The sequence below is a fragment of the Bifidobacterium lemurum genome (assembly GCF_014898175.1).
In the GTDB taxonomy this organism is placed as follows: Bacteria; Actinomycetota; Actinomycetes; order Actinomycetales; family Bifidobacteriaceae; genus Bifidobacterium; species Bifidobacterium lemurum.
The window spans coordinates 577,721-592,302 of record NZ_CP062948.1; the positions used below are offsets into that span (position 1 = coordinate 577,721).

14 protein-coding genes are annotated in these 14,582 nt (G+C 64.6%); 9 read left to right on the forward strand and 5 right to left on the reverse strand.

Going from position 1 to position 14,582, the window contains the following annotated elements; genetic code table 11:
- Nucleotides 1–143 precede the first annotated feature (143 nt).
- Complete coding sequence (locus BL8807_RS02245; protein ID WP_072723660.1) at nucleotides 144–1,145, forward strand: AEC family transporter; 1,002 nt, start codon at nucleotides 144–146, stop codon at nucleotides 1,143–1,145.
- A 214-nt stretch (nucleotides 1,146–1,359) separates the two neighbouring features.
- Here the strand turns inward: BL8807_RS02245 and BL8807_RS02250 are convergent, their stop codons facing one another.
- The 4 genes from BL8807_RS02250 to rph form a co-directional block, all read right to left on the reverse strand.
- Nucleotides 1,360–2,631, reverse strand: coding sequence for an aminoacyltransferase (locus BL8807_RS02250; protein ID WP_072723446.1), 1,272 nt, complete (start codon nucleotides 2,629–2,631; stop codon nucleotides 1,360–1,362).
- 48 nt (nucleotides 2,632–2,679) lie between these two features.
- Nucleotides 2,680–3,987 (reverse strand): aminoacyltransferase, encoded by a 1,308-nt coding sequence (locus tag BL8807_RS02255; protein WP_072723444.1) that lies wholly within the window; start codon nucleotides 3,985–3,987, stop codon nucleotides 2,680–2,682.
- A gap of 189 nt (nucleotides 3,988–4,176) precedes the next feature.
- Entirely contained in the window at nucleotides 4,177–4,875 is a 699-nt protein-coding gene (locus BL8807_RS02260; protein WP_072723442.1) for a non-canonical purine NTP pyrophosphatase, read from the reverse strand.
- 212 nt (nucleotides 4,876–5,087) lie between these two features.
- Nucleotides 5,088–5,852: a ribonuclease PH gene (gene rph, locus BL8807_RS02265; RefSeq protein ID WP_072723441.1), complete on the reverse strand. Its 765-nt coding sequence runs from the start codon at nucleotides 5,850–5,852 to the stop codon at nucleotides 5,088–5,090.
- A 172-nt stretch (nucleotides 5,853–6,024) separates the two neighbouring features.
- Here rph and BL8807_RS02270 point away from each other — a divergent pair, with 172 nt between their 5' ends.
- A complete protein-coding gene (locus tag BL8807_RS02270; RefSeq protein ID WP_072723439.1) occupies nucleotides 6,025–7,347 on the forward strand; it encodes a nicotinate phosphoribosyltransferase in 1,323 nt (440 codons plus the stop codon).
- Nucleotides 7,348–7,745: 398 nt separating this feature from the next.
- On the opposite strand, the gene BL8807_RS02275 is transcribed toward BL8807_RS02270, so the two are convergent.
- Nucleotides 7,746–8,039 (reverse strand): DUF3039 domain-containing protein, encoded by a 294-nt coding sequence (locus BL8807_RS02275; protein WP_072723437.1) that lies wholly within the window; start codon nucleotides 8,037–8,039, stop codon nucleotides 7,746–7,748.
- 107 nt (nucleotides 8,040–8,146) lie between these two features.
- Between BL8807_RS02275 and coaD the strand changes: the two genes are divergently transcribed.
- The 7 genes from coaD (at nucleotide 8,147) to ilvN (ending at nucleotide 14,387) form a co-directional block, all read left to right on the forward strand.
- Entirely contained in the window at nucleotides 8,147–8,647 is a 501-nt protein-coding gene (coaD, locus tag BL8807_RS02280) for a pantetheine-phosphate adenylyltransferase (protein WP_072723435.1), read from the forward strand.
- A gap of 2 nt (nucleotides 8,648–8,649) precedes the next feature.
- Nucleotides 8,650–9,399 (forward strand): ATP synthase subunit B family protein, encoded by a 750-nt coding sequence (locus BL8807_RS02285; RefSeq protein ID WP_226847422.1) that lies wholly within the window; start codon nucleotides 8,650–8,652, stop codon nucleotides 9,397–9,399.
- 45 nt (nucleotides 9,400–9,444) lie between these two features.
- Entirely contained in the window at nucleotides 9,445–10,065 is a 621-nt protein-coding gene (locus BL8807_RS02290) for a YceD family protein (protein WP_072723433.1), read from the forward strand.
- A 263-nt stretch (nucleotides 10,066–10,328) separates the two neighbouring features.
- Nucleotides 10,329–10,523 (forward strand): 50S ribosomal protein L32, encoded by a 195-nt coding sequence (rpmF, locus tag BL8807_RS02295; RefSeq protein ID WP_072723430.1) that lies wholly within the window; start codon nucleotides 10,329–10,331, stop codon nucleotides 10,521–10,523.
- 482 nt (nucleotides 10,524–11,005) lie between these two features.
- Nucleotides 11,006–11,671 (forward strand): ribonuclease III, encoded by a 666-nt coding sequence (gene rnc / locus BL8807_RS02300; protein WP_072723657.1) that lies wholly within the window; start codon nucleotides 11,006–11,008, stop codon nucleotides 11,669–11,671.
- Between the two features lie 206 nt (nucleotides 11,672–11,877).
- Nucleotides 11,878–13,806, forward strand: a complete 1,929-nt coding sequence (locus BL8807_RS02305) for an acetolactate synthase large subunit (RefSeq protein WP_072723428.1) — start codon at nucleotides 11,878–11,880, stop codon at nucleotides 13,804–13,806.
- Between the two features lie 26 nt (nucleotides 13,807–13,832).
- Nucleotides 13,833–14,387, forward strand: coding sequence for an acetolactate synthase small subunit (gene ilvN, locus BL8807_RS02310; RefSeq protein ID WP_072723426.1), 555 nt, complete (start codon nucleotides 13,833–13,835; stop codon nucleotides 14,385–14,387).
- The last annotated feature ends 195 nt before the right edge of the window (nucleotides 14,388–14,582 follow it).

The following is a 14,582-nucleotide window of genomic DNA, read 5'->3' on the forward strand; positions in this document are numbered from 1 at the left end:
GTTCGACGAACACTATACTTTCTTCATGCCGGTGGCGCGCGATGGCGTGGGATCGGCCGGGCCGCCGCGTACGGGCCGTGGGAGAGGCCGCGCGCGGCGCGCGTTCCCGACACGAGTCAAGCGAACGAAGAGTGGAGGAATCCGTGTCCGCCATCATCCAACCTGCCAGCCTGCTGCTGATCATCCTCGCGGGATATCTGTTCAAGCGGTTCGGCCTGTTCGGCCAGCGCGACTACCGCGTGTTGCAGACCGCCGAGTTCAACATCGTGCTGCCCGGCGCAATCATCTACTCCTTCGCCACGAATCCGCACGACATCAGCCTGCTGTGGATCGCCGCGTTCTCGTTCCTCTGCGCGCTGATTCCGCTGCTGTTCATCTTCGCTGCCACACGCAAGCGCAAGGTCTCCGACCGCGCGTTCCTTATGCTCAACGGCGCGGGATTCAACCTCGGATGCTTCTGCTTCCCCGTGGTGCAGGCGTTCTGGGGCGCGGGCGCGGTGGTGCCCGCCGCCATGTTCGACATCGGCAACTGCGTGATGGTGGCCGCCGGCACGAATGTGATGACCCAGCAGCTGCTGCACATCCAGCCCGGCAAAACGCTCGCCGAACAGCACGCCGGCGACGCACCCACCCTGCCGTACGAGAAGCCGAAGGACCGCGACGCGCGACGGCTGACCCGCCACGCGATGGCGCGCAACATCGCCCACAGTTTCTTCGGATCGGTACCGTTCGACACCTATCTGCTGATGATCGCGCTGATGATCGCCGACGTGCGGATTCCCGAATGGATCGCGACCATCTGCCAGCCGCTGTCCAACGCGAACGCCTTCGTGGCGATGTTCATGGTTGGTATGCTTATGGACCTGCCCAGCTCACGGCATGACGTGCGCGAACTGTTGGAGGTGATCGCCTGGCGTCTGCCGTTCGGCCTGCTGTTCGCCGCGGCCGCCTGGTTCGTGCTGCCGTTCGACGCGGCCACGCGCGCCGTCGCGGTCATCTGCTGTCTGGCGCCGATCGCGATCTTCTCCACGCTGTTCACCGACAAGGTGCTCGGCAACGCGCGTCTGGCGGGATTCTCGCTGGCGATCACGGCGATCATCTCGCTGGTCATGATGACCGTCGCGCGCATGTTCCTGCCCATCTAGACCACGAATCCGCTCGTCTGGATGGTCCGCACAGGACTCAAAACACCCTCTTCGACAGGCGACAAACAAGTTTGGTGTGCCGCGTTCGCCAGACAAGGCCGATTTTGCACACCAGACTCGAGAATCAATCGTTTTACATAGGCAAGGCTCGACGCCCCGACACACCAAACTCGCCACCGGGGCGAAACAGGAGCGGAAGTACGTGGATTCACGGTTAGTGGCGCAGCAATTTGGACGCGAATTCCTTGACGCCGAACCGCAACTTGTCCACCGGCAGGGTGAATTCGCCAATCAGCTCCTCCACATTGCCGTTGAATCCCTGCTTGAACTCCAGCACGCCGCGGCCCGGATCATCGGGGTCGTCGAACACTCCGGAGATGCCGTAGAAGTTGTATCGTTTCAAGCCTCGTTCCAGACAGCGGCTCATCATCTCATGCTGGATGGCCGTGGGCGCATAGAACTTCATGAATCTCGGATCGCTGCCGCTGGACAGGTACACCAGCTCCCGCTCATGCCAGACGAACAGGCCGACCGCCGCCGGCACCACCGCGCCTTCTCGGGAGATGACCTCCTGGGCATCCTGAACACGCTTGGAAGCGGCAAGCTCGTTCCTACGCGCCGTATCAAGCTTCTTCCTCACGGCGTCGGGATATTTCGCCTCCGGCAGCTGCGACTCAAGCCGTTCGGCCTCGGCGGTGAACGCGGCGAGTTTCTCCTGCCATGACGCCAGGTACCGATCGTAATGAATCTCGCCCACCATGAATTCCGCGCGATCGCCGAACGTGTCGAACACGCGCTGGAAGTACGCCAACTCACGGTTGCGGAAATGCTGCTTCTCGGAGCTCATCCCGCAGATCTCATGGAAGGTGCCCAGCTCTTCACGAGACATCCCACGGACCTCGACGCCGCTGTTCGCGGCGATCTTCACATTGCGCCGGGTGTTCTTCGAATAAGAGGCGAGCAGCTGGTCGGGATTCTCCAATCCCTCCAGATTCTTGACGTACACCCAACGGTTCACAACCGATCCGTATCCGCGTGTGAACCCGGCATGGCGCCATCCCAATCCGGCGTAGGCGTCCATGGCCTCCTGGTCGAGCTCACCGACGGCCTGTCCGAACGAGTCGCGAGGCTGGATCGGCACATCGGGCCAACAGGTCACCGCGATGGCCCCATGTCGGGCCGCAGACCGGCGGAGTTCCTCGGTGATGGCGCGCAGGGCCCCGATATCATGCGGATCGCACAACGGACCCATCCATACCGACCCCTCCAGACCGAAACGACTCGCGGTGTAGGCGACGAGGCACCCAGCGACCAACGCGCCCGACCCGTCGCGCACGCCCAGCGCCTCGTAGGATTCGGCGACGCCGGAGGACAGGCGCGCCATGTTTGACGTTTGTTGGAATCCTCCCTGCGGGTGTCTGGAGGACAGTTCGTCCAACTCGTCCAAAGTAATGATTCCCGACGAATACTCGGCACTCACGGACATCGCGTCAACCTTTCCACAAACCAAACGATTACGCGCAGGCGCCGTCGGTCAACGACGCGCCAGCTTGCGGACGACACTTTTCACCGCGTACGTCAACGGCTTCACCGTGAGTTCGAATTCGCCGAGAAGTTCCTCGACATACCCATTGAAGCCCTGCTTGAATTCCAACACGCCACGGCCCTCATCATCGGGGTCCCCAAAAACGCCACTGATGCCGTAGAAGTTATAGCGGGCCACGCCACGCTCCACGCATAGGCGCAGCATCGTCTCATGCTGGATGAGCGCGGAGGCGTAGAACGGCTTGTAGTCCTCCACGCTGCCGGAGAACAGGTAGATGACCTCACGCGGGTGCTCCACGAACAGCGAAGCGGCCGCAGGCAGCACATCGCCCCGTTTCGCGAATTCGGCCGCATCTGCGAGACGCTTCTCGGCCGCTTCCAGATTGCGGGTCTCCTCGCCCAGCTGACGTTCGGTTTTGGTGGTCGGATGGCCGTCGTTCTTGGCCCGCAACGCCTCGACCTTGGATCGCAAGGCATCACGCTTGGCGGTCATATCCGCCACATATTCGCCCATATGGATCTCGGCGAGCATGAAATGCGCCGAGTCGCCAAAAGACTGCTTGAACTGGCGGAAATACTCCTCGCCGCGATATTCGAAACTGCGACGTTCGGCCGTTTGCCGTTCGATGTCGGTGAATACCGTCAGCTCGTCTTCCCCAAGCTCACGCACATGCACGCCCATCGATTGGGCGCGCTTCACGCTCCACTGCGTGCGCTTGTCATAGCTTTTCAACAGCGACCGCTCATCGGTGACGTCGGTCAGATCCTTGAGATACCGCCAACGCGGCACCGCGGTGTACCCCGTGCCGAAACCGCCGTGGCGGAATCCCGCAGCGACCAGCGATTCCACACTCATGTCATCCGACCGGGCCGCCGCGTTCTCGTCCACGCCGGGAACCGCGGCATGCAGCACCGCATCGGATTCGAACGCCGCCCCGAAGGAGTCGCGCACCATATACGGCGCCTCCGGCGTGATCTCCAACTGCGCCGCCCCATTGGCTTTGGCATGGAACTTCAGCTGCGAGGTGAGGAACTCCACCAACTCAACGTCGTGAAAATCGCATAGGGGGCCGTCATGGATCGCCGCGAAAGTGGATAGACGGGAGCGGTGCGTTTCCAGTAGCGCCGCGGCCACGATCCGCCCATGTTCGCTGACTCCCAGATATTCCACTTCGATGCCGCGCCGCTCACGCAGACGGCCCATGGCCGAAGTCTGCTGGAAATTACCCTGCGGATGATGCGCGGAGAAATCGTCGAACTGTTCCGGGGTGAGCGTAACCAGCGTGAATGAGCGCATGTGGGCACAATTCCTTTGAACGACTAGGAGGATTCTGAGGCGATGATAGCACGGCGGCAGGCTGCGGACCGAGGTTGGCCGGGCTTACGCACCCCGTTGTCGCATCGCCGCCCGGAAACGACCGAAATGCGATGCGACGACGTCTCCTCCGCCGCCACCGCGCCGACGATCGACGGATGGCACCAGCAGCTACCGCAGCAGTCGTTCGACGGCGGGGGCCAGGGCGCGCAGGGCCTTGCCTCGATGGGAGATGGCGTTTTTCTCGGCCGGGGTCATCTCGGCGGAGGTCAGCGTCGCGCCGCCGTCATGCCGCGACTGGTCGTCCGGCACGAACAGCGGATCGTAGCCGAAGCCATGTTCGCCGCGGGGCTCGCGGATAATCACGCCCGGCATCTCGCCGGTTTCCACGATCTCTTCGGCGATCCGGTACGGCGCGCCGGCGGAGTCGGCCACGTCGGCGAACGCGGTTTCCCCGCTCGCGCCCGGAGCCTCCGGTACCACCAAAGCGGCGGCGCAACGGAAACGCGCGGTGCGTTTGGCGTCCGGAATATCCTCGATCTGCGCGAGCAGCAGCGCGTTGTTCGCCGCGTCGTCGCCGTGCACGCCGGCCCAACGGGCGGAGAGGATGCCGGGGGCGTTGCCCATCACATCCACGATCAGTCCGGAATCGTCGGCGATGGCGGGCAGACCGGTGCGCCGGGCCACATCGCGGGCTTTGAGCAGCGCGTTCTCCTGGAAGGTCACGCCGTCCTCCACCGGATCGGGCAGACCAAGGCCGCCGGCGGATACCAGCTCCACGCGGTCCGCGTCCGCGCCCAGCCGCTCCTCGAGAATGCGGCGGATCTCCACCAGTTTGCCTTCGTTATGCGTGGCGACGACCAGTTTCATACGTGCTGCTCCTTGATTCAAAACATGGGGTTACGATGGCCGCCCGTCGCACGGGGCGGCTGCGGATTCGTCTCCGGCGAGTCCGGTCAGATCAGGCCTGACCAAGTCGAATCAGGTCGGATCAGGCCCGTCCAAACACGATTCGCGCAACCGGTCCAATCCGTTTTCAGGACGCCCGCCAACTCGACTCACCCGACCCGTCGGGCCGCGTGTCAGTCCAGCGACAGGGCGGCGCGCTGGGCGGCCTGCAATTCCTTGTTGCCCTTGGCCGCCAGATCGAGCAGCGCGTCCAGTTCCTTGCGCGTGAACGGGCGGTGTTCGGCGGTGCCCTGCAGTTCGATGAATTCGCCGGAACCGGTCATGGCCACGTTCATGTCGGTCATGGCCTGGCTGTCTTCGAGATACGGCAGGTCCAGCATCGGCGTGCCGTTGACCACGCCCACGGACACGGCGGAGATGCTGTCGCGCACCACACGGTCGGCGGAACGGATGCAATGATGCTTCTCCGCCCAACGCAGCGCGTCCACCATCGCCACGTACGCGCCGGTCACGGAGGCCGTGCGCGTGCCGCCGTCGGCCTGCAGCACATCGCAGTCGAGCTGCACCTGGTTCTCGCCCAGCGCCTTCATGTCGACCACGCCGCGCAGGCAGCGTCCGATCAGGCGGCTGATCTCATGCGTGCGGCCGCCGACCTTGCCGCGGATGGACTCGCGGTCGGTGCGTTCGGCGGTGGCGCGCGGCAGCATCGCGTATTCCGCGGTGACCCATCCCTGCCCGGAATCCTTGCGCCAGCGCGGCACGCCGGTGGTGAACGTGGCCGTGCACATCACGCGCGTGCCGCCGCATTCGATCAGCACCGACCCTTCCGGAGCGTCGGTGAAGTGGCGGGTGATGCGCACCGGCCGCAGCTCGTCGACCTGACGGCCGTCCGAACGGATGACCTGCTGTCTGCCCAACATGTCTTTGATCTCAACCATGATTCAACCTTTCCTCCAGCCGAGCCTAGCACCCGGGTTGGTGATTTCGCCCGCCGTCCGACGCGCGCCCGACGTGGCGGGCGATCCAAACGCGAGGAAATCGCGCCGGAGCGGCGGGACGCGACTAGACTTGAAGAGTCGAACGAAGTGGAATCTACGGAAAGAACAGGCCATGATGGATTATTCTGCGGCGCTGATGACCGATATGTACGAGTACACGATGCTGGACGCGACTCTGAAGGACGGCACGGCGAACCGCAAATGCGTGTTCGAGGTGTTCACCCGCCGCCTGCCCGAGGGCCGCCGCTACGGCGTGGTCGCCGGCACCGGCCGCATCCTCGACGCGCTGGAGGACCTCCACCTCGCCGACGAGGATCTGAGATTCCTCTCCGACCGAGGCATCGTCAGCAAGGAGACCATCGCCTGGCTGGAGAACTTCCGGTTCACCGGATCGATCAAGGGCTACCGCGAAGGCGAGATGTTCTTCCCGAACTCGCCGATCCTGCAGTTCGAGGGCACCTTCGGCGAATGCACGCTGCTGGAGACGCTGGTGCTGTCGATACTGAACTACGATTCCGCCGTGGCCTCCGCCGCCTCGCGTATGACCAGCGCGGCGAAGAACCGCCCCTGCATGGATATGGGCGGCCGGCGCACCAACGAATGGGCGGCAGTGGCCGCCTCGCGCGCCGCCGTGGTGGGAGGATTCCAAGGCACCGCGAATCTGCTCGCCGCCAAAATGTATGGTCTGAAGGCCATCGGCACGGCCGCGCACTGCTTCACGCTGGTGCATGACAGCGAACGGGACGCGTTCGAATCGCAGATCGCGGCGTTGGGCAAGAACACCACGCTGCTGGTCGACACCTACAACATCGAGGAGGCCGTGAAAACCGCGGTCGAGGTTGCGGGCCCCGAACTCGGCGGCGTGCGCATCGATTCGGGCGATCTGGCGGCGTTGGCGCAGCGCGTGCGCAACCAACTTGACGCCTTGGGGGCCACGAACACGAAGATCACCGTCACCAACGATCTGGACGAATACGCGCTGGCCGCATTGCAGACCGCGCCGGTCGACTCCTACGGTGTGGGCACGATGCTGGTGACCGGATCGGGCGCGCCGACCTGCGCCATGGTGTACAAGCTCACCGAGCGCGAAGGCGCGGACGGCGTGATGCAGCCGGTCATGAAGAAGTCCAAAGACAAGGCCACCGTGCCTGGACGCAAGCTCGCCTACCGCTCGTATGAGTACAATCTGGCCGATTGCGAGCATGTCGTCTCCGGAAGCGAGGAGAAGCTCGCCGCGTACACGCCCGACCCCGAGTGGAAGAATCTGCTCGTCGACTTCGTGGACCACGGTGAGATCGACCCGCAGTGGCGCGGACACGAGGCGATTATGAATGCGCACGACCATCACGCGAAGGCGCTGGCCGAACTGCCGATCACCGCCCAATCGCTGATGCGCGGCGAACCTGTGATTCCTACCGAGACTACGGTTCTGTAGGAACCTCCGCCTCGGCAGGAATCCTTCGCGGCAAGCCGACCACCTCGACTACGGGCAGCCCACCGGGCTACCCGCCTAACGGCTCAGCCACCGAGACTACGGTTCTATAGGAACCTCCGCCCCGGCAGGAATCCTTCACGGCAAGCCGCTCACCTCGCCTACAGGCAGCCCACCGGGCTACCCGCTTGACGGCTCAGCCACCGAGACTACGGTTCTATAGGCCTCACTCATCATCCCGAGAGAACCTTACTTGTCATCCCGAGCGGAGTCGAGGGATCTCATGCATGATGACATCAGAGATCCCTCGACTCCGCTACGCTCCGCTCGGGATGACGCGAGGTGATACGCTTCGCCCGGAATGACGGGTGATGTCCACCGGAACGACGGAGACCGAGCGATCAGCGCATCATTTCGTCGTAGATGCGCTTGCAGTCGGGGCACACCGGGTACTGGGACGGATCGCGCTTGGGCACCCACACCTTGCCGCACAGGGCGACCACGGGGCGGCCGGTCAGGCGCGACTCATTGATGCGCTCCTTGGACACGTAATGCGCGAACCGGTCGGCCTCGCCGCCATCGTCGCGCTTCGTCTCCTCCTGCGTCTCGGGGCGTTCCAGCACCGCCGTGCCCGTGCCCTGATCCGGATCGGACAGCGGCGACACCGGGTCTTCAAGATCGAACATGCTCGTCATGGCGTTCCTCCACATCAACTTGGGCGACCACACGGGCTTCGGCGATTCCGCCGGCCGTCGCGGCCTGTCGTCCACCATCATAGACACGACGCGGTACTCTTGGACTCATGACTATCGCAGTGTGCCCCGGCTCGTACGATCCCCTGACGTCCGGCCATTTGGATGTGATTGAACGCAGCGCGCGCTTCTTCGACGAAGTGCATGTGGTGGTGGCGGTGAACGCCGCCAAAACGCCGATCTTCCCGGCGGAGACCCGCGTCGATGTGATTCGCCGCGCGCTGGCGGACGCCGGCTGCACGAACGTCACCGTCTCCTCCACCGACGGACTGATCACCGACTACTGCACCAAGGTCGGCGCCACGGTCATCGTCAAAGGACTGCGCCAGAACGGCGACTACGAAGCCGAACTGGGCATGGCTCTGGTGAACCGCAAACTCGCCGCCGTGGAGACCCTGTTCCTGCCGGCGGATCCGGTGCTCGAGCATATCTCCAGCTCCGTCGTCAAGGACGTGGCCCGCCACGGCGGCGACGTGACCGGCATGGTGCCGGATTGCGTGGTCCCCATGCTCGCCCAGGCCCTCGCCCAGGAACGTCAGACGAAGGAGTGATCATGACGAACGATACGGCCAATCCTGCAGGCGACCGTCCGACCGGATATGTGGATCTGACGGACGCGAACAACACCGACCTGTTCCCGCCGCTGGCGCAGGATGCCGGGGATGCCGCATCCGCTCCACCATCCGCCCTGTTCCCCGCAAACGCGATGCCGGATATGAGGCAGGACCGCTCCGCCGACGACGAGGACCAAAGCCACGCCGAATTCACCACCGTCTACGACATCATCGACGATCTGGACAAGGCTCTGGACGAGGCCAAAGGCGGCCTGTTCACCCCCAGCCAGGTGAAGGTGGACCGCGACATGTTCACCGACCGGCTGACCGAGCTGAAAAAGATGCTGCCCGTGCAGCTCGAGCGCGCCTCCGCGTTGATGCGTGAGGCGGAACGCCGGCTCGAATCGGCACAGACCCAAGCCAACGCCATCATCGCCTCGGCGCAAAGCCGCGCCTCCGACATGGTCAAGGAGGCCAACGAGCAGGCGCAGTTCCTCGCCGGGCAGGAGAACGTCACCGAAATCGCCCGGCAGAAGGCGCGCGCAATCCTCGACCAGGCGCAGGCCAAATCCGACCATCTGACGCAGGGAGCGGACCGGTACTGCTCCACGATGATGGAGGGACTGCAGCAGCAGCTGAACAAACTCAGCCAGGACGTGCAGGCCGGCATCAATGTGCTGAACGAACGCCAGCGCGCCGCCGAAGGCCGACTGCCCTCGCTGGACGAGGACGACTATCCGCAGGCGTAGGATCGCACGACATACCGCATCATCATTCGTAAGGAAAGCAGAAATATGGCACGAGTTGAGGATTCCCCGTGGGCGATTTCCGTGGCGCAGGTCGCCACGCGGGCCGGCCAGTCGAAACCGGTGGACGCGGATTTCCCCGCGCCCGAGGGCATTGGGGACACCATCGTCGGAGTCGCGCCCGGCGCGCCGATTCATGTGAGCGGATCGTTCGATTCGATTGTGGACGGGCTGATCTTCTCCGGGCGGATCAGCGCGCCCGTCAGCACGGAATGCACGCGCTGCCTCACCCCCATCGAACACGACTGGCCGGTGAGCGTGACCGCGTTCTTCCCTTACGCGCAGGCGGAATCCAAACGTGACGCGCGGGCGGGCAAGAAAGCCCGGCGCGAGACGGAGGTGGACATCATCGCGGGCGAGGACGAGTCGGAGGACACCTACCCGCTGCTGATGGACGGCGCGTTCGCCGACATCGAGGCGATGCTGCGCGACTCGCTCGTCGAGGCGCTGCCTCTGCAGCCGCTGTGCCGTGAGGATTGCCGCGGCCTGTGCTCGCAGTGCGGGGAGAACCTCAACGAGCATCCAGACCACGGCCACGACGTGACCGACATCCGTCTCGCGGGACTGGCGGCGCTCAAAGCCCAGTTGGAAGCCGAAGCCGGCGAGTGACGGCGGCCCGGAACGAACGCGGCAGGACCGGCGTGGGCACGTCCAGACGATTGAATCCCGTCCAGCGGGCCGCATCGTCCGGGCAAACCCGCATGCGCGCGTCCAGACCGCACTCATTCCAACTAACCATATGAGGGTTCGTGGGCCCCACATGAGCGAGTCCAGGCAAGCCCCGCGCATGTCGAAATGGACTTTGTACGAGCATTGCGCTAACATACTGAACGCTTAAGCTCAATCGTTCGAACGAAACAGAGGATACTGAAATGGCACTGCCTAAGTACAAGACCTCGCGCGCCAATACGCACTCGCGTCGCGCGAACTGGAAGGCCACCGCTACCGCTACCGTGAGCTGCCCGAACTGCGGCGCTCCGGCCCTGCCGCACATGGCCTGCCCGAGCTGCGGCTCCTTCCGCGGCCGCGTCTACCGCGAAGCCATCCAGCCGGCCCACGCCAAGTGATTTCGGCTGCATAACGGCATAGAAGGCCCTGCCATCGACGGGTGGCGGGGCCTTCTGCATAATCCCCTTCCGCCGACGAACGTCGTGGATTTCGCACTTTGACGAACCTTGTGCGAAATTCGCGACGTTTGTCGGCCATGCAACGTCGTGGATTTCGCACACCATCCGTCGAAATGCGAAATCCACGACGTCCCCTACCCCGGCGAAGAGACGAGAAGCACATGAAGAACCAAAATACGCACACATCCGCACACAACGCCTCTGCCCCCGCATCCGGCGCACCCTCCGTGCATGGAACCGCACTCTCGCACGGAGCATCATCCGATTTTAAGAAGAATTCCCAACGGACCGACCCCAACCGGACAACCGCGCGCAACACGTCCGCACACAACACAACCACCGCATCCGGCGCACACGACGCGACCGCGCCACGCACCCGCGTCTCACGCGCCTCGCAGTCGGACCAGCCGGCCGGCGCGGAACTGCTGGAGGCGCTGGGCACCACCATCAGCCCCGACCTGCTGGTGCAGGCGCTCACCCACCGCTCCTTCGCGCACGAACATCCCGGCGTGCCCCATTACGAGCGTCTGGAATTCCTCGGCGACGCGGTGCTCGAACTCGTCGCCACCGAAACGCTGTTCGCCCGGCACCCCGACAAGTCCGAGGGCGAGCTGGCGAAGATGCGCGCGCGGGCCGTCTCCGAGGATTCACTCAGCGCCATCGCCAAGAAAAAACTGCACGTGGGACCGTATATTCTGCTCGGCCACGGCGAATCCGAGCAGGGCGGCGCCGAGAAGAACTCGATTCTGTGCGACATCGTGGAATCGCTGATCGGCGCGACCTTCCTGGAGCACGGCATCGACGAGGCGCGCGCCGTGGTGCATCGCCTGATCGACGAGACGCTGGACGAGGTGGCCACCGAGGGTCCGGCGCTCGACTGGAAGACCTCGCTCACGGTCAAGGCGCACAAGCTCGGCAAAGGCGAGCCCGTCTACCATATGGAGGTCTCCGGCCCCGAATACGCGCAGGTGTTCACCGCCCGCGTGAGCCTGGGCGAGGACGGGACCGTCATCGGCGAGGGCCGCGGCTCCAGCAAACGCAAGGCGCAGCTGGCCGCCGCCGAAGCGGGATGGAAGACGCTGGGCTGAGCGGGAGCCGCGCTCCGCCGGACTTCACCATTCGGGCGGAACGCCGAGCCGCGCGATATCCGCCGGTACCATAGACTGGAGAGACAACCGCATTGGATTCGCGTCACGCGCCACAAGCGCCGCGCCGAACCGCCGACGCCGCCGGAGGGCTTTGCACCGAAAAGCCCCACCCAAGGCGAGAAGTTCATCGAAGTGTGAGAGGAACCATGGCATTACCTACGCCGCTTCAGGCATTCAGCAGCGTGCCCAAAACATCCGTGGGCAACGACAAGCAGACCATCGTCAACGGTGAGAAGATGACCGGCGCGCAGGCGCTGGTACGGTCTCTGGAGGAACTGGGCGTCAAGGATGTGTTCGGCCTGCCCGGCGGCGCCATCCTGCCGGTGTACGACGAGATCAAGGACAGCACGAAGTTCCGTTTCGTGTTGGTACGTCACGAGCAGGCGGCCGGCCACGCGGCCGAAGGCTACGCGATCTCCACCGGCCGTGTGGGCGTGTGCCTCGTCACCTCCGGGCCGGGTGCCACGAACGTGGTCACCGCCATCGCCGACGCGAATATGGATTCCGTGCCGATGGTCGTCATCACCGGCCAGGTGGGTGTGGGCGCGATCGGCACCGACGCCTTCCAGGAGGCCGATATCGTCGGCATCACCTACCCGGTGGTCAAGCATTCGTACCTCGTCACGCGCGCGCAGGACATCCCCCGCGTGCTCACCGAGGCCTTCCATATCGCCGCCACCGGCCGTCCCGGCCCCGTGGTGGTCGATCTGACCAAAACCGCGCAGACCGGCGACATGTACTTCTCATGGCCGCAGCGCATGATCCTGCCCGGATATAATCCCACGACGAAGGCGCATGGCCGCGTGCTCGCCGACGCGGCGAAGATGTTCTCGCAGTCGTACCGCCCGGTGCTGTACGTGGGCGGCGGAGCGGTCCGTTCCGGCGCCCAGCGGCAGATCGCCGAACTCGCCCGCGTCACCGGCGCGCCCGTGGTCACCACGTTGCAGGCGCGCGGCATTCTGCCCGACTCCGATTCCGCCAACCTCGGCATGCTGGGCATGCACGGCACGGTGGCGGCGACCGGCGCGGCCCAGCGTTCCGACCTGCTGGTGGCAATCGGCGCGCGCTTCGACGACCGCGTCACCGGCGATCTGACGTCGTTCGCCCCCACGGCCCGCGTCATCCACATCGATATCGACCCGGCCGAAATCGGCAAGAACCGCGTGGCCGACGTGCCGATCGTGGGAGACGTGGCCTGCGTGCTCGACGACCTCATCCCCGAGACCACACGCACCCAGGCGATCCATGGCAAGCCGGACCTGACCCACTGGTGGGCTTCGCTGAACAAACTGCGCGAGGATTATCCCATCGACTACGACCAGCCCGAGGACCAGCCGACCGACGGCTCGCTTTCGCCGCAGTGGGTGGTCAAGCAGCTCTCCGGCATGGCCGATCCCGAAACGATCTGGGTGGCCGGCGTGGGACAGCATCAGATGTGGGCCTCGCAGCTGGTGGACTTCGAACGGCCGCGCTCGTGGATCTCCTCCGGAGGCCTGGGCACGATGGGCTACGGCCTGCCCGCCGCCATCGGCGCGTCGCTCGGCTCGCAGCGCGACTTCGAAGGACGCAAGCCGGTGTGGCTGATCGACGGCGACGGATCGTTCCAGATGAGCTCCGAAGAGCTGGCGACCGCGTTCCTCGACGGCGCGCCCGTGAAAATCGCGATCCTCAACAATTCCGTGTATGGCATGGTGCGCCAATGGCAGACCCTGTTCTACAACAAGCATTACTCGGCCACGATGCTGCGCGACGGCGAGGCCACGAAGGACACCGCTCCCGAGGATTTCGTCGACGTGCCCGATTTTGTCAAGCTCGCCGAAGCATACGGTTGCGTGGGCCTGCGCGCCTTCACCGAAGAGCAGGCGATCGACGCGATCAAGCGGGCCAACGAGATCAACGACCGTCCGGTGCTGATCGACTTCCGCGTGTGGAAGGACGCGATGGTATGGCCGATGGTCGCCGCCGGCGCGCCCAACGACGAAGTCACCTACCGTCCCGGAACCAAGCCGCTGCGTCGAGCCGCCGCCCAGGGCGCGGATGACGCGGCCCAGGTGTCCGGCGCCGCCTCGGTGTGAAACCCAAGCGTGTAAGGAGAAACGATATGGCCAACTATCCCGCATCCCAGCCAGGCTCCCAGCGCCACACCCTGTCGGTGCTGGTGGAGAACCGTCCCGGCGTGCTCGCCCGCGTGGCGGGCCTGTTCGCGCGCCGTGCGTTCAACATCAACTCGCTGTCCGTCTCCCCCACCGAGCGTCCGGACATCTCCCGCATCACGGTGACCGCCGATGTGGACACCGTGCCGCTGGAGCAGATTATCAAGCAGCTCAACAAGCTGCTGCATGTGCTCAAAATCGTCGAACTGGACGCCGCCACCACCGTGGACCGCGAGCTTGTGCTGATCAAGGTCGCGGCGGACGAGTCGAACCGTTCGGACGTGTTGGAGATCGTGCGCCTGTTCCGCGTGAACGTGGTCGACGTGCATCCCGAGTCGCTGACCATCGAGGCGACCGGCGCGGAGGGCAAAATCGACGCGCTGCTGGGGCTGCTGGAGCATTACGGCGTGATCGAACTGGTGCGCTCCGGCTCCGTGGCCGTCACGCGCGGCCCGCGGGCCTTGAGCGAGAAGGTGCTGGGCTCGGAGATCACCGGACGATAGGCCCAGTGGACGGATAAGCCCAGTGGGCTTATCCGTGAAACAAAATCCCGCACCACGCACCGGCCACCGCTAACACGACACGGTCGATTCCCACACTTCCGTAGAAACGTTCACTGACGATTCGTCAGTGAACGTTTCTACGCGAGATGCCGGGGACTTCCGTAATTTGTATCGCTGACGAAAACTCAGCGAGGC

Coding starts and splice junctions, on each gene's coding strand:
- BL8807_RS02250 (WP_072723446.1), bottom strand. CDS start 2,631: ATGTCCGTGAGTGCCGAGTATTCGTCGGGAATCATTACTTTGGACGAG.
- BL8807_RS02255 (WP_072723444.1), bottom strand. CDS start 3,987: ATGCGCTCATTCACGCTGGTTACGCTCACCCCGGAACAGTTCGACGAT.
- BL8807_RS02260 (WP_072723442.1), bottom strand. CDS start 4,875: ATGAAACTGGTCGTCGCCACGCATAACGAAGGCAAACTGGTGGAGATC.
- rph (WP_072723441.1), bottom strand. CDS start 5,852: ATGGTTGAGATCAAAGACATGTTGGGCAGACAGCAGGTCATCCGTTCG.
- BL8807_RS02270 (WP_072723439.1), top strand. CDS start 6,025: ATGATGGATTATTCTGCGGCGCTGATGACCGATATGTACGAGTACACG.
- BL8807_RS02275 (WP_072723437.1), bottom strand. CDS start 8,039: ATGACGAGCATGTTCGATCTTGAAGACCCGGTGTCGCCGCTGTCCGAT.
- coaD (WP_072723435.1), top strand. CDS start 8,147: ATGACTATCGCAGTGTGCCCCGGCTCGTACGATCCCCTGACGTCCGGC.
- BL8807_RS02285 (WP_226847422.1), top strand. CDS start 8,650: ATGACGAACGATACGGCCAATCCTGCAGGCGACCGTCCGACCGGATAT.
- BL8807_RS02290 (WP_072723433.1), top strand. CDS start 9,445: ATGGCACGAGTTGAGGATTCCCCGTGGGCGATTTCCGTGGCGCAGGTC.
- rpmF (WP_072723430.1), top strand. CDS start 10,329: ATGGCACTGCCTAAGTACAAGACCTCGCGCGCCAATACGCACTCGCGT.
- BL8807_RS02305 (WP_072723428.1), top strand. CDS start 11,878: ATGGCATTACCTACGCCGCTTCAGGCATTCAGCAGCGTGCCCAAAACA.
- ilvN (WP_072723426.1), top strand. CDS start 13,833: ATGGCCAACTATCCCGCATCCCAGCCAGGCTCCCAGCGCCACACCCTG.